At 34.6% G+C, this 18,562-nt stretch carries 14 protein-coding genes; 5 read left to right on the top strand and 9 right to left on the bottom strand.

Annotated features, from left to right (window positions below; translation table 11 throughout):
• The first annotated feature begins 3 nt into the window (after nt 1-3).
• On the top strand, nt 4-1,290 hold the full coding sequence (locus E0F91_RS15620; RefSeq protein WP_132067371.1) for a UDP-N-acetylmuramoyl-tripeptide--D-alanyl-D-alanine ligase: 1,287 nt from the start codon (nt 4-6) through the stop codon (nt 1,288-1,290).
• Nucleotides 1,291-1,532: 242 nt separating this feature from the next.
• Here the strand turns inward: E0F91_RS15620 and E0F91_RS15615 are convergent, their stop codons facing one another.
• Nucleotides 1,533-1,790, bottom strand: a complete 258-nt coding sequence (locus tag E0F91_RS15615; RefSeq protein WP_132067370.1) for a hypothetical protein — start codon at nt 1,788-1,790, stop codon at nt 1,533-1,535.
• A 664-nt stretch (nt 1,791-2,454) separates the two neighbouring features.
• Between E0F91_RS15615 and E0F91_RS15610 the strand changes: the two genes are divergently transcribed.
• Nucleotides 2,455-3,210, top strand: coding sequence for an NUDIX hydrolase (locus tag E0F91_RS15610; RefSeq protein WP_132067369.1), 756 nt, complete (start codon nt 2,455-2,457; stop codon nt 3,208-3,210).
• A 370-nt stretch (nt 3,211-3,580) separates the two neighbouring features.
• Nucleotides 3,581-5,059, top strand: coding sequence for an FAD-dependent oxidoreductase (locus E0F91_RS15605; RefSeq protein WP_132067368.1), 1,479 nt, complete (start codon nt 3,581-3,583; stop codon nt 5,057-5,059).
• Between the two features lie 52 nt (nt 5,060-5,111).
• On the opposite strand, the gene E0F91_RS15600 is transcribed toward E0F91_RS15605, so the two are convergent.
• Nucleotides 5,112-6,095 (bottom strand): aldo/keto reductase, encoded by a 984-nt coding sequence (locus E0F91_RS15600; RefSeq protein WP_132067367.1) that lies wholly within the window; start codon nt 6,093-6,095, stop codon nt 5,112-5,114.
• A 238-nt stretch (nt 6,096-6,333) separates the two neighbouring features.
• Nucleotides 6,334-6,495, bottom strand: coding sequence for a hypothetical protein (locus tag E0F91_RS17800; protein WP_165930148.1), 162 nt, complete (start codon nt 6,493-6,495; stop codon nt 6,334-6,336).
• A gap of 179 nt (nt 6,496-6,674) precedes the next feature.
• On the opposite strand from E0F91_RS17800, the gene E0F91_RS15595 reads away from it, so the two are divergent.
• Complete coding sequence (locus E0F91_RS15595) at nt 6,675-7,547, top strand: helix-turn-helix domain-containing protein (protein WP_132067366.1); 873 nt, start codon at nt 6,675-6,677, stop codon at nt 7,545-7,547.
• A gap of 1,121 nt (nt 7,548-8,668) precedes the next feature.
• Complete coding sequence (locus E0F91_RS15590) at nt 8,669-8,869, top strand: hypothetical protein (protein ID WP_132067365.1); 201 nt, start codon at nt 8,669-8,671, stop codon at nt 8,867-8,869.
• Nucleotides 8,870-9,401: 532 nt separating this feature from the next.
• Here E0F91_RS15590 and E0F91_RS15585 read toward each other — a convergent pair.
• From E0F91_RS15585 to E0F91_RS15560, 6 genes are all read right to left on the bottom strand, one after another.
• On the bottom strand, nt 9,402-10,130 hold the full coding sequence (locus tag E0F91_RS15585; RefSeq protein ID WP_132067364.1) for a superoxide dismutase: 729 nt from the start codon (nt 10,128-10,130) through the stop codon (nt 9,402-9,404).
• The gene (locus E0F91_RS15580; protein ID WP_132067363.1) at nt 10,127-11,293 is read right to left on the bottom strand and encodes a chromate transporter; all 1,167 of its coding nucleotides are present in this window, start codon (nt 11,291-11,293) and stop codon (nt 10,127-10,129) included. The genes E0F91_RS15585 and E0F91_RS15580 overlap by 4 nt, the downstream gene beginning before the upstream one ends.
• Before the next feature lie 12 nt (nt 11,294-11,305).
• Nucleotides 11,306-11,806 carry a hypothetical protein gene (locus E0F91_RS15575; RefSeq protein WP_225899121.1) on the bottom strand — a complete coding sequence of 167 codons (501 nt, stop codon included), beginning with the start codon at nt 11,804-11,806 and terminating at the stop codon, nt 11,306-11,308.
• A 55-nt stretch (nt 11,807-11,861) separates the two neighbouring features.
• The gene (locus E0F91_RS15570; RefSeq protein WP_132067362.1) at nt 11,862-12,731 is read right to left on the bottom strand and encodes a chromate resistance protein ChrB domain-containing protein; all 870 of its coding nucleotides are present in this window, start codon (nt 12,729-12,731) and stop codon (nt 11,862-11,864) included.
• A 346-nt stretch (nt 12,732-13,077) separates the two neighbouring features.
• Entirely contained in the window at nt 13,078-14,202 is a 1,125-nt protein-coding gene (locus tag E0F91_RS15565; protein ID WP_132067361.1) for an efflux RND transporter periplasmic adaptor subunit, read from the bottom strand.
• On the bottom strand, nt 14,203-18,546 hold the full coding sequence (locus E0F91_RS15560; RefSeq protein ID WP_132067360.1) for a CusA/CzcA family heavy metal efflux RND transporter: 4,344 nt from the start codon (nt 18,544-18,546) through the stop codon (nt 14,203-14,205).
• Nucleotides 18,547-18,562 lie beyond the last annotated feature (16 nt).

Genomic DNA, 18,562 nt, shown 5'->3' with positions numbered 1-18,562 from the left:
CAAATGGATATTAAGTACATTCATAGTTTGTTTTTAAAATGCAACTCTGTTTCAATAGATACACGTAATATTAAGCCAGATTCCTTATTTGTTGCTATAAAAGGGGATCGCTTTGACGCCAATACATTTGCCGAGTCAGCATTGGAAAAAGGAGCATCTTATGTGATAATTGATAACGAGTCTTATTTTATCGATGAGAGGACTATCTTAGTAGAAGACTGTTTGATTGCTCTGCAGGAGCTGGCAAAATTTCATCGGGGTTATCTAAAACTACCTATAATTGCGCTTACAGGAAGCAATGGAAAAACAACCACCAAAGAACTTATTCTTGTTGTTCTTTCAAAGACGAGGAAAGCAAAAGCAACTGTAGGAAATCTAAATAATCATATTGGAGTTCCTTTGACATTACTTTCATTTACTTCAGAAACGGAAATAGGGATTGTTGAAATGGGCGCGAATCACAAAAAAGAAATTGAATTTTTATGCGAATTAGCGAAGCCCGATTACGGGTATATTACTAATTTTGGAAAAGCACATTTGGAGGGATTTGGGGGTGTGGAAGGAGTTATTCAAGGGAAAAGTGAAATGTATCATTATCTTGCAAGTAACAACAAGAAGGTTTTTATAAACTTGGAAGACCCTATTCAAGTTGAAATGTCAAAAAGTTTAAATACCTATACGTTTGGGATTAATAAATTAGAGGCAGCTTTAAATATTACAGATGTAAAAGCCAATCCTTTTGTAGAAATTAGTTACTCTAATCTAGTTATAAAATCTCATTTAATTGGATTGTACAATGCAAATAACATCAATGCAGCTTTGGCTATTGGCAAGTATTTTGGAGTTTCTGACAGTGATATAAAAGAGGCCTTAGAGGGTTATATTCCTGAAAATAATAGATCACAATTAGTGTCAAAAGGAACTAATCAAATTATTCTGGATGCTTATAATGCAAATCCAAGTAGTATGTTGGTAGCGATTGAGAATTTCCTTCAATTAGAAAACGCTAATAAAGTTATGATTTTAGGGGACATGTTTGAACTTGGTGACGAAAGTTTGCAAGAGCATAAGGCAATTGTTGCCATGCTGTCAGGGGAAGAAAATGTGAAATGTTATTTTGTTGGTTCTTCATTTTATGAATGCAAAATTGAGAAGGATAATTTTTGGTTTTACAATACATTTGAAAATTTTTCAAATGATTTATCTGAAATGAAATTTGATAATAATATTATTTTAATTAAAGGATCTCGTGGAATGGCGTTGGAGAGAACCTTGGGGTTTATGGAGTAGTTGAAATAACAATACTAAAATAAAAATGCCGTCAAGATTTATATTGATGGCATTTTTATTTAAGTAAACATTTGATAACCTGTAAGATTTTCTTTTTTTACTCGAGTAGTAAAAGTACTCGCGGTTATTAGGTGTGTATCTTTTGCATTTTCTTAATTTAAAAAAGTATTGATTCAATACTTAAGGTTTCTTTTAAAGGTAAATCACCAGACGAACTTCCAACTAGAATATCAAATCTGCAGTCAAGTCCATGTTGTTTCTATCAAAACCTTCAGATTCATAACTGTCCGGCAAACCTGCAAAAGTAAGCGCCAATTCTGAATTTTTTTTTGAAACGCTTTAGCAATTTTAGCATCATCCGTTTCGCCAACAGTTTTATAACTTGTTGAAAAAGAGAATTGTGTTCCTTTTGCCATTTTTAGTGATTCATCTAGGGTATTTAGAATTTGTGTGGGGCGCACTTGTGAACTTCCCGCTACTTGATAATGTATTTTTTGCAAAATCACCAATAAGAGCTATCTTTTTTAAAGCTGATTGCAACGGTTAATTTGCCTTGTCGTTTTCAATAATACAATGCATTCTTCACTTACTTGTCAGGCGAATCGTTGTGTTTGACTTTTTTTACAAGAATTTCTTTTTTTTGTGGTACTCCTTTGCTTTTAAGGTAATGGCACGTAAATCTGTTATAATTTCATTTAATTTGGTTTCTGCCAAAGTACTTTTTTTATTGTTTCAATAATTTTTTATCATTTATGCCTTGGCTGGCAGGCATTTCTAAATGCAATCTCGTAGTAACTCCTAACGCTCTTTGGCAAGTGAATGTAAGTCCGATGAGCAATAAAATTAATTTTTTCATCGTTATTTTTGGTGAGTATTTTTAACGAAAAGTAGTGTGTTATTTTGAAGCAAAGTACATAATTTTTTGATTGACATTGCTGTTGATTTAAAATTTTACAATTTTTTGTTTACGATTTTTTTTAAGTTTTTTTTATCCAAATCTGTTTTTCTTGTCGAATGGATTTGTTTCTTTGTTACTTTAATTTTGGTTTAAGCCAGAAGTAAGAAATGTTGCGGTATCAAAATTTGGGGTTCTTTTATTTTCTAAAATAAAATGAACTAAATTGCGCTTTTCAAAAAGTACATATTAATTATAGAATAAATCACATGTTAAAAACCATTTTAGATAACAAGGAAGACTATCAGCCGGGTTTATCCATAGATTGTGTGATTTTCGGATTTCATGATAATCAGCTCAAAGTGCTGTTAATAAAAACAAAGTACAGTGAAAAATGGGCTTTGCCAGGCGGGTTCGTATCGGTAAACGAAGATATTGATCAGGCTGCTGTTACGGTTTTGCGCGGAAGAACAGGATTAAAAGGAATTTTTCTGAGGCAATTTGCTACTTTTGGAGCAGCAAATAGATGCGATGTTCAGGTGAGTAATAGTGTTCTGAATTTTTATGGAATACCATTAGACGAAGGGAAATGGTTTGCAAGCCGCTTTGTAACGGTTGGTTATTATGCTTTAGTTGATTTCTTAAAAACGGTTCCCCAGCCTGACGGAAAAAATGAAATAGTTGAGTGGATTGATCATAATTCAGTACCGGAATTAGTGTTAGATCATAAGGAGATTTTGAACAAAGCATTAGAAACCCTTCGAATGGAGTTAAATCTAATGCCTGTAGGTTATAATTTACTTCCTGAAAAATTTACAATTCCCGAGTTACAGAAATTATATGAAACTATCCTAGGTAGAAAATTAGATCGAAGGAATTTTTTACGTAAAATAACAGCAATTGGGATTTTAATAAAATTAGACGAGAAGAAAAGTAATGTTGCGCATAAAGCACCTAATTTGTATCGTTTTGATAAGGAAAAATACGAAGAAGTGGTTAAAAATGGATTGACACAAGGCTGGTAACCAGTAAATGGTATTGATGCCTTTTTAGCTTACTTTTAAAAATATAAGAAAACAAAAACTTCATTAATTCAATGGAGTTTTTTGTCTTTAAGTATATAGTTCCTCACAATTTTATTAATGATAAGATGTCATTTCAAAATAAAAAAATATAATCAGGCTTTAAAATATTCTGGTAATTAGTGTTTCGAGTTTTCTCCAAAATTTCTTAAGTAATTTAGCTAAACTTTTGTTTTAAATTTGCGTAAGTATTAAAAGCAGTGAGAAATTAAAAAATAATTAATTTTCACATGCAATGGTTTATGAGAAATGAAAGTAACAATCACTACTTTACTGTTAGGGAAGTATCAATTGCATTAGCTTTATTTTAATCATGGATGAAAGTCAAATAAAAGTGGAAGTGAAAAAAGCAGAAAATGAGCAAGGAAGCTGGACTATGTGTAAAGAATGTCAGGGGCGCGGAAAAAAAAGTCGCGGACTTAGCTATAAAGCACGACGTAGCTACCAGAAGGCATGCGACGAGTTTGAAAAAAATAAAAGAGAAGGCGTGGCTCCCGTTCTGCCTAAAGGTCACCTGTATACATGCTTAATCTGTAATGGATCTGGTTTGATTCATTCTGCTAATACTCCTCAAGCAGATAAGGAAGACTACCCCCACGTTGCTATTATTGGCGGTGGTATTGGCGGAGTGGCTCTAGCTGTTGCTTGTTTACATCGTGGAATTCCTTTTACATTATTTGAGCGTGATAACAACTTTGAAGCCAGATCTCAGGGTTACGGGCTCACTTTGCAACAAGCCAGTAAAGCGATTGAAGGATTGGGAATCATTTCATTAAAAGAAGGAGTGATTTCAACAAGACATGTGGTTCATACTACAGATGGAAACGTGATTGGGGAATGGGGTGTTAGAAAGTGGATGCAGTCAGATGAGAAAACATTCCAGAAACGTACAAATGTACATATTGCTCGGCAAGCGTTGCGTTTCGCTTTATTGGAGCAACTCGGCGGTCATGAAGCGGTACAATGGGGACATCAATTAGTTGACTATATTGAATCGGAAGGCATAGATGTTGATTTGTCTTTTCAAGTGAATGGTGAAATTAAGCATTGTAAAGCAGATCTTGTGGTTGGAGCAGATGGCATTCGCAGTTCGGTGCGTAAGTTGCTAATAGGGGAGGAAAGCAGTCCTTTGCGATATTTGGGTTGTATTGTGATATTAGGTATTTGTCCTTTGAGTGCGTTGAAAAATAGAGATAGTTCTTTACTCGACTCGGCGACTGTATTTCAAACCGCTAATGGCAATGAGCGCATTTATATGATGCCATATACATCTGATTCGGTGATGTGGCAACTTAGTTTTCCAATGTCAGAAGAAGAGGCCAAGGCATTAAGTGCTCAAGGACGGCAAGCACTAAAGGAAGAAGCATGTAGAAGAACGCAATGGCATGATCCAATTCCTGCTATTTTAGCGGCGACTTTGGAAGTTCAAATTTCGGGCTATCCCGTATATGACCGAGAATTACTCGATTCAGAACTGCTGGCCAAAGGTAGAAAAGTGACTCTCATAGGAGACGCGGCTCACCCAATGAGTCCATTCAAAGGACAAGGGGCAAACCAAGCGTTGTTGGATGCGCTTTCGTTGGCTCGTGGAATCTCAAAAGGGTGTAGGCCTTTATCAGAATGGAGAGCGAAGGGAATAAGAGAAAGTGTATTAGCCGAGTTTGAATCAGAAATGTTAGAGCGGAGTGCTGTCAAAGTAAAAGATTCCGCTGCCGCTGCAGAGTTCCTGCATTCTGACATTGTACTGCGCGAGGGTGATGAGCCAAGAGGGCGTTGTTTACAGAAAAAATGAGACATAAAAAAAGCTGTCCGGAAATTACTTTTCGGACAGCCTCTGGATGTGATTAGCGGTTGATGCCTTTCTGCATTGCTTCTGGATAACGGCCGCCCACGATCTTGATCTGAGCGGCGGTGTCTTCAATTTCTTTCAGGTTAGCAGTTGTTAATTCAATTTCAGCACCGCCAAGATTTTCATCCATACGGAGGATTTTAGTTGTTCCCGGTATTGGAACAATCCACGGTTTTTGTGCCAGTACCCATGCAATTGCGATCTGTGCAGGAGTTGCATCTTGATCGTTGGCGATCTTATTTATGAGGTCGATCAGCCCCTGGTTAGCTTCAATAGCTTCTTTTTTAAATCGTGGGAAAATACCGCGTAAATCTTTGTCGCCAAATATGGTATCTTCTGTGATCTTGCCTGTTAAAAAGCCTTTGCCAAGTGGGCTAAATGGTACAAAGCCGATACCTAATTCTTCAAGCGTAGGTATAATCGTTTCTTCTGGCTCTCTCCACCATAAAGAGAACTCACTTTGCAAAGCGCTTAGAGGTTGAACGGCATGAGCCTTGCGGATAGCATCTGCTCCCGCTTCGCTCATACCGAAATATTTTACTTTACCCTCTTTTATTAAATCTTTCACGGTGCCGGCCACGTCTTCCATTGGAATATTAACATCGACACGGTGCTGGTAATAAAGATCGATACTGTCTCTCTTTAAACGCTTTAAAGAGCCTTCAATGCTCTTCCTGATAGTACCCGGATGGCTGTCCATTATCTGTTTTCCATTTTCTATTTTGATGCCGAATTTGCTGGCGATCTTAACCTCGTGGCCGAATGGAGCCAAAGCTTCGCCGATTAGTTCTTCATTGACAAAAGGACCATACACTTCTGCAGTATCAAAAAGGCTCACTCCTTTTTCTACAGCATGTCGGATCAATTTGATCATATCATCTTTATCGGCAGAAGGGCCATAGCCGAAACTCATTCCCATACAACCCAAACCAACGGCTGAAACCTCTAAACCCTGGCTTCCTAATTTTCTTGTTTTCATAAGTATAATTTTTAAATGTTGTTTTATCTGTTTGTGATGTATTGGACTTTAGATATAGTAAAACGGTGGCCGCTTAGAAATTTAACTGGAACAGGATCAAGGTAGTCTAACTGTAATTTCTTTAATGATTTGGCAAAGGCTGCTTTAGTGCTTTCGTAACCCTTATCCTGAACTCAAAGTTTTGTGGTTGTAAAAAGTTCCTTATGGTTAACGCCGCTCTTCTTAATATCTCTGCTGACTACTTCTTCTTTCTCGTAGGCGGCAGGAATGTTATGAGCCGGCAACCTGCTTTGATTTCTTTATAAACGCTGTCTTTACATTTCTGAGGGTCAGATAGCATGAATACGCCAAATCCTAAAATTGGAATTTCTACTCCGTTATTTAATTTGACTGTTTTCATAGATAATTTTTTATTCGTTTGAATACTACAAAGGTATGGTCAAAGCCAATTTTTTTTTAAAGACAATCAAACAGAAAAGTATAATAATCAAATCAATTTTAAATCATCGATCTGAAATTTGGGATACCACTAATTCATTGTTTTTTTAATTTCAGCTTTGATTATAGTAACTTTGCAACATGAGTGAAAAAGTAACTGGATTAGCAGAATATCAAACAAGTGATATACAAATGAAGGGCTTTAAAGCCTACGAGGTAGAAACCAGGGTTCACCCGATACCAATCTATGGCCGCCGCGATTTTTATAAGGTTTGCCTGAGCACGGGTCATACTATACTTAATTATGGAGACCGCACAATTGAAATAGATGGCACTTTTCTTTTTTTCGGAAATCCTCACATACCTTATTCTTCTCATATACAATCAGAATTGATGACAGGTTATGCTTGCCTATTTTCAGAAGAGTTTTTAAAACTTTATCATCGCCAGGGCACTCAACATGAATTACCCTTGCTTAGACTGGCAAATTCTCCTGTGGTAGCAGTTGATGAACAGCAAACAGCATTTTTGATCATGATATTTCAAAAGATAATAGCAGAACAAGAATCAGACTATACTAACAAGGATGATTTGGTTCGTAGTTACTTACATCTCATAATTCAAGAGGCACTTAAGATGAATCCGCAGGATCATTTGGTGAAGTACAAAAACGCAGCGTCAAGAGTGGCATTTCTATTTCTGGAATTACTGGAACGTCAGTTTCCCGTTGAAAACACCAATGAACCGCTCAAAATCAGGACTGCCCAGGAATTTGCACAGCATTTAAATGTTCATGTCAATTACCTGAACAAATCAGTTAAAGAGGTTACAGGGAAACCCACTACCGTTCATATTGCAGAACGTATAGCAGCGGAAGCCAAAGCATTGCTGCAGCACACGGAATGGAGTATAGCTGAAATAGCTTACGCTCTTGGATTTGAATATCCAACCTACTTTAATAACCATTTTAAAAAGGTAACTGGTGCCATTCCTAAATCGTTCAGGGCAAAATAAGTTTAGACACTCGGGGTTTGATTATCATACTTTTCGATTTGATTATATTTTGAAATCATTATTAATGAAGATTTAGCATTGTGGTGTTGAATAGAGATCTTTAAAAAATTAATTATAAAAATCAAATTGGTCCTCAAATAGTAAAAGGAAAAGTAGCCTTTGTTATGGTAGGGGATAATTTAGGAATCGTCTTTGGAGTGTTCGTATACGTTAAAGTCTTGTAAGCAGTGATAACCGGATGAATCCATTATCAAGCTTGTCCAAAACACAATTGTCATACGAGTAGGTGTAGCTGTGAGAAATCAATGGAGGATGCAGTAGTCAGTTAGGCCGTTATGGTAGAGGTGCAGTCGAAGCCATGCATAAGATCAAACAATTTTGAAAAAAAATATAGTAGGTAGTTGTTACTGTAACGAAGGGAATCACCTTCTTCTATAATTCTCCTTGTAGTTTTTCAAGACGAGTTTGTAATTACAACTCGAAGAGGAAAATAGTATCAACAGAAGTGTGAAAGTTAGCCGAAGACTATTTACTGTAATAGTAAAAGAAGAACCATCCTTGAAGGTATAAACCTTTTGGTTTTAGTAAGGTTTGAGAAAACAACCTACGTCGTCTTGAAATAGACCAAGAGGAGTCAAAAGTTGTTCGTCTTGTGTATGAATTTTTCTTCGTGATGTTTCTTTGCTTAAAATAAAGGCGAAAGTATTTAAATTAAATTTTGATAAAAAAGGGGATATGCTTGTGGTCGTGTGCTTGTGAATCCCATCTATACGAGACTTGTCAGAGTATAGGACTTCAAAGATCAGCTGGAAGGATTTCTACGCTATATAGGAAGCAATTATAGGCAAAACGGCAAAGCAAAATGACAAAAATAAAATGAAGGAGAAAATAAAGTGAAAGTTCCCGTAAATGATGGTATTTCACTTGGGGGGCGTTTAAAAAGGTCATAATAGTACTCTATTTGCCGATATATCTTCATGTGTTAAATCAAGTAAATACTTTAATGGAGAATTAGAAACATTCTAACCATAATAATATCAGTGTTATTAAAGATCATAGATCATTCTTAAATGATTGTGGTCTTATGATTATCTCCGAGACTTGCATCAAAGGGAACAGAAATGGATGGTATTCTACAATTGGGCTTGAAATCAAAGTCAATTATAAACGAGGAACAACGGAAACTCGAACTAGATGTAGTGCACCAAAAACTAACTATAGCTGATGAAAATGGGTGTCGAGACGAATTAAATAAAGGTGCTTATGATAGATGGTTTCAAGTTTACAATATCCAAATTTTAAATTTGGAAGCGGTTATCTAAATACTTAGTTTTAATCGGGGGAAAATTTTCAATATTTAAGATACTAATCTTGATTTGTTATCTGATATGCGTTAAGCTAAAACAAAATAAATACTTCGCTGAAAAGAGAGTTTGTGAACATGGTGTTCAATGGTAATTTATCCTGTCAAAAAGGTATCTGAAGAGCTCCTACAATGATGGATATGTTGTCGCACGAGGCCAATAAAATGGTGGGAACGTCATATCTTGGATATAAAAAAAGGGATACTTTAAAAAAGTATCCCTTATAGTGGAATGAATGGGATTACAATCGAACAACTTATACCTATTTTGACTTTTTTTGAAAGTCTAAAATAATCTAAATCATAAAAAAATAACGCCAATGTCTTCCATTGGCGTTATTTGTCTTTCTGTGGGCTTTCAGGGATTGAAATCGAACACTTGATACCAATTTTGACATTTTTTGATAGCTTAAACTAATAAGCATTTAGAAAACGCAAGTGATTAATGGACTGTTCAAATCCTAGAATTAAAAGTTTTACAGGCTACAATTCTACTTCATTAATTTCTCAGCGTCATTAAGTCTTAACGCTACATTATCCCAGTTGATAATATTAAAAAGGGCATCAACAAAATCAGTACGCTTGTTTTTGTATTTCAAATAATAGGCATGTTCCCAAACATCAATAACTAATATTGGAATTGCTCCCCATTGTGTTAGTTTTTCGTGGTTTTCACATTGTAGAACTACAAGACTATCACTATAAGGTTGATAGGCTACTATACCCCAACCATTACCATCAACATTTTTTGAGGTAGCTGCAATTAAGACTTTCAATCTGTCGAAGCTACCAAAGCTTTTCTCAATTCGTTTCAGCAAATTTCCTTGTGGCATGTTGCTTTTATTCGTAAGATTTGTCCAAAATATTGAATGTAAGATATGAGATGAAAAATGATACGATAGTTTTTTTGTCCAAAAATCAACTGTTTCCAAATTGTTTTCATCCAATGCTTTTTTAATCATTTGCATATCCTTGTTTGCGCCTTTTACCGCCCCGCCGTGATGAAAAGTGTAATGTAGATGTAAGGTTTCCGCATCCATGTATGGTTCTAAAAAACTTTCGTTATACGGTAATGTTTGTTGGATATAATTGCCATTTGCATCAACCAATTTATCAATAGAATTATCGGATAAATTTTCAGCAAACGCATTCGTAGTAGGAAGCACTAATGCTGCTGCTCCAAATAAAGTACTCGATTTTAAAAAATCTTTTCTGTTCATAATATTAATTTTATAAGAACCCCAACAACTGCTGATGCCGCAATAATGTAAGGTTCTTGAATTTTCTTGATATAAAGTAAAGCAAAAATTGTTGCAATAGCTATTAGCGTTGTTGGAATATCCAAAATACTTCTAGATGCAATTACACCAACAGCTCCCACCAATGCCCCAACAACTGCAGCAGTAATTCCATCTACAAAAGCTTTAATAGATTGGTTTTGCGCTATTTTCTTAAAGGATGGAGCCAAAGCGATTGTAAATAAATAACACGGTAAAAATGTAGCGAAAGCAGCAACCAAAGCACCCGGAAAACCAGCAACTAAATAACCAATAAAGCCAACAGTAATAACAACTGGACCAGGTGTAATCATTGCTACGGCAACCGCATCAACAAATTGATGTTCCGTTAACCATTGGTTTTCTACTACGACACCTGAATGTAAAAAGGGGACAATTGCCAGTCCACTACCAAATACAAATGCTCCCGCTTTGGCAAAAAAGATAGCAATTTTCATAAGAGTAGAATTGTCATAGTTCCAAAAACCAACTTGTAATAAAACAATAGAATTGGTTGTTTTACCATTAAACCATTTTGGTGGTGCTTTGACAAACATATATATAATCCCCGCCAATACAAATAACAAAACTTGTTCCTGTTGTGTAACCAATGTTACAACTATTGCTACTACAAAAAACAGCCACAATAACCAATTCGTTTTAAAAGAGATTACATTAAATTTGCCGATAGATTTTATCGTTAGTTTATAGGAACTCATTACAATAATACCAATAACAGCCGCACCTACACCATAAAAAACGGCTTGTATCCAAGACAATCCTCCGTATAACTTGTAAACGATGCCCAATAGCACCACCATTATAAAAGAAGGCAAAATAAAGGCAAAACCAATCAACGTTGCCCCTAAAAAACTATAATGTACAAATCCAAGGTAAATGGCTAATTGTGCCGCTAACGGACCTGGTGCTAATTGCGCCAAGGCTAAGCCTTCTTTATATTCATCTTCAGAAATCCATTTTTGATCTTCGACTAAATCTCGGTGCATATAACCAACCAATGCTACTGGACCGCCAAAACCAGTTGTCCCTAATTTCAGGAAATAAAGAAGCAACTCTTTTAAACTATATATTGGATTTTCTTTCATAAATAAGATATTCTAAAAGGCTATACCAAATTGGAAACCTACAGTAAAATTGGCCGGATGGTCATTTCCAAACCTAACCGGTAATGGAATGGCAACATAATAACTGCTGTTGGCATTTTTTATTACCGTTTTGTTGAATACTGGAGTTACACCATATCTACCATTAGTTTCAAAAGCGGCTCTGCCTGCAAATGTGTAGCCGTTTCCTAGTGCTACCAGCACGCCAGGATGAAATAATAAACTATTGACTTTACTGATTCCATCTTCTGCTCTTATATTAGGAACTATTTCAAAGGAAAAACCAATTTTAGAGCTTTTCCATATGTTAATTCCTGTTGGAAAACCAACAGCGTAATAATCTTTAAAGTTTAAAGTAGTTTCATCTTCACTGAAAGTTACTATAGGATGAACTACACCAAAATAGCCCGTAATTTTTGGATAGGTTGTTTGTCCAATAGCAGAAAAAGAAAATACTAATAAAGCAGGAAGCAGAAAATGTTTGAAGGGAATCATATAGTTTGTGTTTTTTTTACAAAACTATATAGGTTAAATAAGTATAAATAGTATGTTATTTACCTTTTGTATCTGGATTACTTTTTTGTATATTTTTTCGATAGGAGGAAGGATTTTTTCCTGTACTCTGCTTGAATATTCTCGTAAAATGACTTTGATCTGAAAACCCCGTCATATAGGCTATTTCAGTAAGTGTATAGCTTGAATTCTGAATAAGAGTAATTGCTTTCTCTATTCGTAATTTTCTAACATAATCACCAAAATTAAGATCTTCAAAATACTTTGAAAACTCCCTTGATAAGTAGGAAGGATTAAGCTCTAAATCATTAGAAATCTTCTTTAAGTCAAAAGTGAATTGGGTATCAATCTGATCCTGAATAATTGCTTTTAAGTCTTTAACCCAATCTGGTGCTTTCTTATTATTTATTTTTTTCTCCTTTAAAAATTTATGATACACTTCGTGCAACATATTTTCAAAAGGACTATTCTGTAAATGATTTTGTTCATATAAATGTGTAGCCCAACTGTACAGGGCATCATAAATAACCATTCCGCTTTCCAATAATTTATAATCATCAGTAATATTATAGGAAAGACCAGCTGAAATAGCCCAAAGTCCCGCGGATTCTTTTGCAATATCGTGTCTGTCCGTATCTGCACCACGAACAATATCTGCTATAATTAGAATAGCAGGGTCTTTAATTTCATATTTTTTTACGATGTAGTCAAAGGTACTTTGCTCGTTGTAATGTGTAAATTCCACATTAGGAATGTCAAATGGAATGGCCTCAAACTCTTTTGCTTTATCTAAAACTTTGTTGAATGGAACATAAATAAATTCAGCCTCTAGGTCCACAAAAGTTTTTATCAACCAAGGGGAAGCTATTCTATCAATTTTAGGTCGTTCTCTAGTGATCCATTTCATCTATAGTTGTTTATAAGTTTTTTTTGTTTAATATATTTTTTATTATACTTAGAGAGGAGAGAAAAATTCCAGTTGTCTAAAGTAACATTATCAAAAGGGTTGTTGCTTTTTTTTAATGTTTAATTGTAAAAAAACACCCTTTGAATCCGTAAGAAATAAGGGTGTTTTTAACTGAATTAATAATTTATAGTTTTACATTTGTAAAAAAATCTTCAATGGAAATTGTTTTCATAATTCTAGTTATCTTTTTATTATTCTATGTCCCTAAATATTTTAAAAAACGTAAATAAATAATTGTACTTGATTTTAGAAACTCTTTTCTGTCCATATTACAAATTTACGTTTTTTATTCTTCCACATTTTTCATTTTCATCAAAAGTGCATAAGCCCCTTTAATCACAATAGTAGCCTCATTCAAATCATCTGAAATAATTTCAGTAAATTCATTTTCTGTATTTCCTATTGTAACTTCTTTCATTTCAAATTGTTTGTTTTCTTTGGCAACAAAAACATAATTCTTGTTTTCATAATTTACAATAGCTTCTGATGGCAACACATTTGATTGTTGACTTTTTAATTCTATTTCAGCATTCATATACATCCCTGGCAAAAGTGATTTGTCATAGCTTGTAAAGTGACAATGCATTTCAGTACTTCTGTTTTCGGAAAAGTCTTTACCAATTAAAATGATTTTACAAGGATATTTTTTTTCTGGATCAGTATTATTATAAGCTATAACTGACTGGCCAATTGCCATTTTGTTAATGTCTTTTTCGAATACGGTTAGTGCCAAATGAATATCAGAAGGATTTACAATCTCGAATAAAATATCGCTTGGATTTACATATTTTCCAGTATTTACATTTACTTTAGACACATATCCGCTTATTGGCGAATAAATATTGATGCTTTTTGAAATATTTTTTGCCGATACATTACTTGGATTTATTCCTGCGAATTTTAATTTCTCCCCATACGATTGTACCATTACCGATAGTGAGTTGTATTCTGATTGTGCTTGTTGGTACACTTTATCGCTGCTGGCTTTGCTTCGATTAAGTTCTTTTTGTCTTTCGAATTCAGCTTTTGCATACCCAATTTTTGCTTTTGCCAAAAGGTAATCTTCCTGTAATTGAATGTATTGTTGGTCTTCTACTACGCATAAAACTTGTCCTTTGGTTACATACATTCCCTCTAAAAGTTTGGTGTATTTTAAATATCCTCCCATTGGAACACTTATGGATACTAAATTTTGAGGTGGCACATCTATTTTTCCATTTAATTTTAATAATGATGAAATCTCTTTTTGCTCGATTTTTCCGGTTTCAATACCTGCATTTTTTATTTGTGCATCGGTAAGTGTTGTTGTGTTTTCAATAGCTGGAGTAGCTTCTGTTTCGTTTTCTGTTTTTTTATTACCACACGAGTACAGAAAAAATAACCCTATTAAAGTAATGACTGTATTTTTCATTTATTTTGATATTAAATTTCCTAATTTAAGAATTGTTTCATTGAATTTTCTAACTGTTTCAATGTAGTTACTTTGAATTTCTGTATTTTGATTGATCAACATTACCCACTCCAGATAATTGATGTCACCATTGATGAATTTATCATTAGCGGCTTTAGTTATCAAATCTACATTCTTTAAAGCCTGATTTTCGAAATAAGTAATAGTTTCTTGGTGTTTTTTCGCTTCTTGAATGAATTCATTATACTGACTTTGAAGTTTTATTTTTTCATTAGTCAAATTATTTTCTGCAATTTGATTGTTGATTTCTAATGCTTTTTGTCTGTTTTTTATGTTTGAATTGAAAAGCGGCAGTGCCACACCAAATTGTCCATAAACGCCATTATAGCCGTCTTGAAACGCCGTATTTGTTTTGAATGTCTGGTAATAAACACCACCAATTAATTCGGGTAGTTTTTTAGATTTTTCAAGTGAAATTTGCGCTTTATTACTATTTACTTCTTGCTCAAATAATTTTATACTGGGTTGATTAGCAAATGTGTTTTTATCTAACGTTTCATTAAAATCCAATTTGTATTTATTAGAAACCGGGATAAAGTCTTTATCTGTATTAAGGACATACTTGAATTGCAATTGTGTCATTTTATAATCACTCTGCAATTCCAGAAGTTGCATTTTTATTTGCCCTGATTGATTTTCGGCAGTTGCTTTTTCTAATATATTACTTTCTCCTTTGTCAAAACGCAGTGTTGATTTTCTTAAAAATTCAGAATAGATACTATCACTTTTTAGCAATAGTTTTTCTTTTTCTTTGAGATAAATCATGTCGTAAAACACAGTTGTAACTTGCTTGGTCAATTCCTTTCTTTGTAAAGCTTCGTTCCATTCGCCAGTTTTGGCTTCTTCAACTAGCAGTTGTTTCTGCCTTTTGTAAACTGTTGGAAACTTAATGGTTTGTGAAATACCAATTTTGATATCATTAGCATTGCTGTTAAACTGACCGTATTCTCCAATAATTCCCGTGTTAGAAATATCGTAGCCAGTCTTGGCCATCTTTTGTAAATACTCAGAATTTAGTTTTCCGTTTTTTATTTTTATATTATTTTCCAATGCGGTTTCAATGGCTTTTTCAAGTGAAATTTTTTCTTGTGCATTTGCATTTTGAAAAGAAAAAAACAACCCCAATACAATTATTGTTGTAATTGATTGATTTTTTTTTGGCTTTAATTTAGTTCCTTTTTCGAACATGATATATAAAATTGGTAAAACAAATAAGGTCAATAAAGTGGCAATCAATAGCCCGCCAATTACAACCGTTGCCAATGGTTTTTGTACTTCGGCCCCTGAACCGTTGCTTAATGCCATCGGTAAAAACCCTAATGATGCTACAAATGCAGTCATTAAAACAGGACGTAAACGTATTTTAGTTCCCTGTAAAACAATTGCTTTCAAATCGGTTTCGCCTGATTTTCGGATGCTGTTAAATTCTGCAATTAATACCAATCCATTTAGAACCGCTACACCAAATAAGGCTATAAAACCAACTCCGGCACTGATGCTAAACGGCATTCCCCGCATCGCTAAAAAGAAAATACCTCCAATTGCCGAAAGTGGAATTGCGGAATAAATCAGTAGCCCTTGTCTCACGGAATTGAATGCGAAATAGAGTAAAATAAATATTAACACTAATGAAACCGGAACAGCTATCATTAAACGATTTTTGGCTTCATTTAAGTTTTCAAAAGCACCGCCATACGTAGGATAGTAACCCGCGGGAAATTTTATTTGGGCTTCGACTTTTCCTTGCAACTCTTTTACTATACTTTGCACATCGCGGCCTCGAACATTGAAACCAACCACAATTCTACGTTTAGCATCTTCTCTTTGTATCTGATTTGGCCCTTCGGTAATTTCAACTTTTGCTAATTGAGATAACGGAATTTGAAAACCATTTGGTGTTGGTATTAATAAATTTTGAACATCTGCCAAATCCTGACGTTTTTCGCCTTCCAGACGAACTACTAAATCAAATCTTTTTTCGCCTTCGTATATGACACCTGTACTTTGTCCTGCAAAAGCGGTGTTTACTATTCGATTAATATCTTCAATATTCAATCCATATTGCGCTATTGCTGCCCGATTGTAGTCAATTACTACTTGAGGCATTCCGGTAACGGTTTCTATATAAAGATCGGAAGTACCCTCGACCGTATTCACAATTTTACCCAGCTTATTAGCATACAAAGCTAATGTGTCTAGATTTTCTCCAAATATTTTACAAACTACGTCTTGTCTTGCACCCGTCATTAATTCATTAAAACGCATTTGCACTGGATATTGAAAACCATAGGAAACCCCTGGAACAGCTTCTAATTCTTTTGCCATTTTTTCTGACAATTCATCAAAAGTTTTAGCAGAAGTCCATTCGCTTTTGTCTTTTAAAATAATCATCATATCGCTGGCATCAATAGGCATTGGATCTGTAGGTACTTCACTGCTTCCAGTTTTACCAACAATTTTCTCCACTTCGGGGAATTTTTCTATTAGTATTTTTGCGCCCTGCGAAATAGCTGTCATCGAAGTTTGCAAATTACTTCCCGGTAAAACCCTTGTTTCAACAGCAAAATCTCCTTCTTCTAATGAGGGCATAAATTCGCCGCCCATAAACGAAAGTGTAATCAACGCTAAAACAAATAAACCCAAAGTTACACCGATAATTATTCGTGGAATACCCAGTGCTTTGTTCAGAATAGGTTGATAGAAATTTTCTAGTTTTTCCATCATTCTGTCTGAAAAAGTTTTTTTATGGGTTATGTTTTTATTCAAAAATAAAGCGGTCATCATCGGAACATAAGTCAGTGACAATATAAAAGCACCAAATAGAGCAAACGCAATTGTTTGTGCCATCGGCAAAAACATTTTTCCTTCAATACCTCGCAAAGTAAATATGGGAATGTACACGATTAATATAATCAACTCTCCAAAAACGGACACATTACGCATTTTTATTGACGTTTTCAATACGGTGTTATCCATTTCTTGCTGTGAGATTTGAGAAGCTTTCCTGCTGTGTAAACTAAACAAACACGCTTCAACAATAATAACGGCTCCATCTACAATTAATCCAAAATCTAATGCTCCTAAACTCATTAAATTACCGCTCACCCCAAAAATATTCATCAATATGACTGCAATTAACATTGCCAGTGGAATAACCGATGCTACAATTAATCCTGCTCTTAAATTTCCTAGAAAGAAAATAAGAACAAAAAGTACAATTAATGCTCCTTCCAATAAGTTTGTACCTACCGTTGAAATGGAATTATTTACCATTTTTGTTCGGTCTAAAAATGGTTCAACAACAACACCTTCAGGTAAGGTTTTCTGGATTTGCTCAATACGTTCTTTAATTTTTTTGATAACCACATTACTGTTGGCTCCCTTTAACATCATCACTACCGCACCCGAAACTTCGCCAGATTGCACTCCTTTTTTATTAAAAGTCATTGCCCCGTAACGAATAGCATTCCCAATTCGAACATCAGCTACATCCCGAATAAATAAAGGACTACCACTATTCGTGTTTGTAATAGCAATATCTTTTATATTATCGATGGTACTAATTAACCCTTCACTGCGGATGTATAAAACTTTAGGTCCTTTTTCGATGTAAGCACCACCTGTATTTTGATTATTTTTTTCTAAAGCAGAAAAAACATCAGCAATCGTAATATTATACGATTGTAATTTATTGGGATCAATGGCAATTTCAAATTGTTTCAATTTTCCACCGAAACTACTTACTTCTGCAACACCTTCAACGCTTAATAATTGACGGCGAACAATCCAATCCTGAATGGTTCTCAGTTCGGTTACATCGTATTTTTTCTCGTAACCTGGTTTGGTTCGAACAGCATACTGGTAAATTTCACCTAGTCCAGTCGTTACTGGTGCAAGAAATGGATCGCCAATATCTTTGGGGATTTGGTCTTTAACCGCACTTAATCGTTCTGTTACTTGTTGTCTTGCCCAATAGACATCAGTATCATCATTAAAAACAATCGTTACCACTGATAAGCCAAAACGAGAAAAACTTCGAATTTCTTTTAGTCCGGGAATATTACTGTTGGCTTGTTCTATTGGAAACGTAATCAATCGTTCAATATCAGTTGCGCCCAACGATGGTGCTGATGTGATTACCTGAACTTGATTATCTGTAATATCAGGAACGGCATCGATTGGTAATTTGGTAAATTGATAACTCCCATATCCTATGAGAGCCACAATGAAAAGGCCAACGATCAGCTTATTTTTGATTGAAAATTCTATGATTTTATTCAGCATAATTTTAGAATTAATG

It is taken from the genome of Flavobacterium sandaracinum (genome assembly GCF_004349135.1).
In the GTDB taxonomy this organism is placed as follows: Bacteria; Bacteroidota; Bacteroidia; order Flavobacteriales; family Flavobacteriaceae; genus Flavobacterium; species Flavobacterium sandaracinum.
The sequence above is the reverse complement of the archived record's forward strand: the minus strand, read 5'-3'. Positions and strand labels throughout refer to the sequence as shown.

Bases quoted from the DNA above. Each gene is read 5' to 3' on its own strand.
- E0F91_RS15565 (WP_132067361.1), bottom strand. From the start codon at position 14,202: ATGAAAAATACAGTCATTACTTTAATAGGGTTATTTTTTCTGTACTCG.
- E0F91_RS15595 (WP_132067366.1), top strand. From the start codon at position 6,675: ATGAGTGAAAAAGTAACTGGATTAGCAGAATATCAAACAAGTGATATA.
- E0F91_RS15585 (WP_132067364.1), bottom strand. From the start codon at position 10,130: ATGAACAGAAAAGATTTTTTAAAATCGAGTACTTTATTTGGAGCAGCA.
- E0F91_RS15600 (WP_132067367.1), bottom strand. From the start codon at position 6,095: ATGAAAACAAGAAAATTAGGAAGCCAGGGTTTAGAGGTTTCAGCCGTT.
- E0F91_RS15620 (WP_132067371.1), top strand. From the start codon at position 4: ATGGATATTAAGTACATTCATAGTTTGTTTTTAAAATGCAACTCTGTT.
- E0F91_RS15560 (WP_132067360.1), bottom strand. From the start codon at position 18,546: ATGCTGAATAAAATCATAGAATTTTCAATCAAAAATAAGCTGATCGTT.
- E0F91_RS15575 (WP_225899121.1), bottom strand. From the start codon at position 11,806: ATGATTCCCTTCAAACATTTTCTGCTTCCTGCTTTATTAGTATTTTCT.
- E0F91_RS15590 (WP_132067365.1), top strand. From the start codon at position 8,669: ATGGATGGTATTCTACAATTGGGCTTGAAATCAAAGTCAATTATAAAC.
- E0F91_RS17800 (WP_165930148.1), bottom strand. From the start codon at position 6,495: ATGAAAACAGTCAAATTAAATAACGGAGTAGAAATTCCAATTTTAGGA.
- E0F91_RS15580 (WP_132067363.1), bottom strand. From the start codon at position 11,293: ATGAAAGAAAATCCAATATATAGTTTAAAAGAGTTGCTTCTTTATTTC.
- E0F91_RS15570 (WP_132067362.1), bottom strand. From the start codon at position 12,731: ATGAAATGGATCACTAGAGAACGACCTAAAATTGATAGAATAGCTTCC.
- E0F91_RS15610 (WP_132067369.1), top strand. From the start codon at position 2,455: ATGTTAAAAACCATTTTAGATAACAAGGAAGACTATCAGCCGGGTTTA.
- E0F91_RS15605 (WP_132067368.1), top strand. From the start codon at position 3,581: ATGGATGAAAGTCAAATAAAAGTGGAAGTGAAAAAAGCAGAAAATGAG.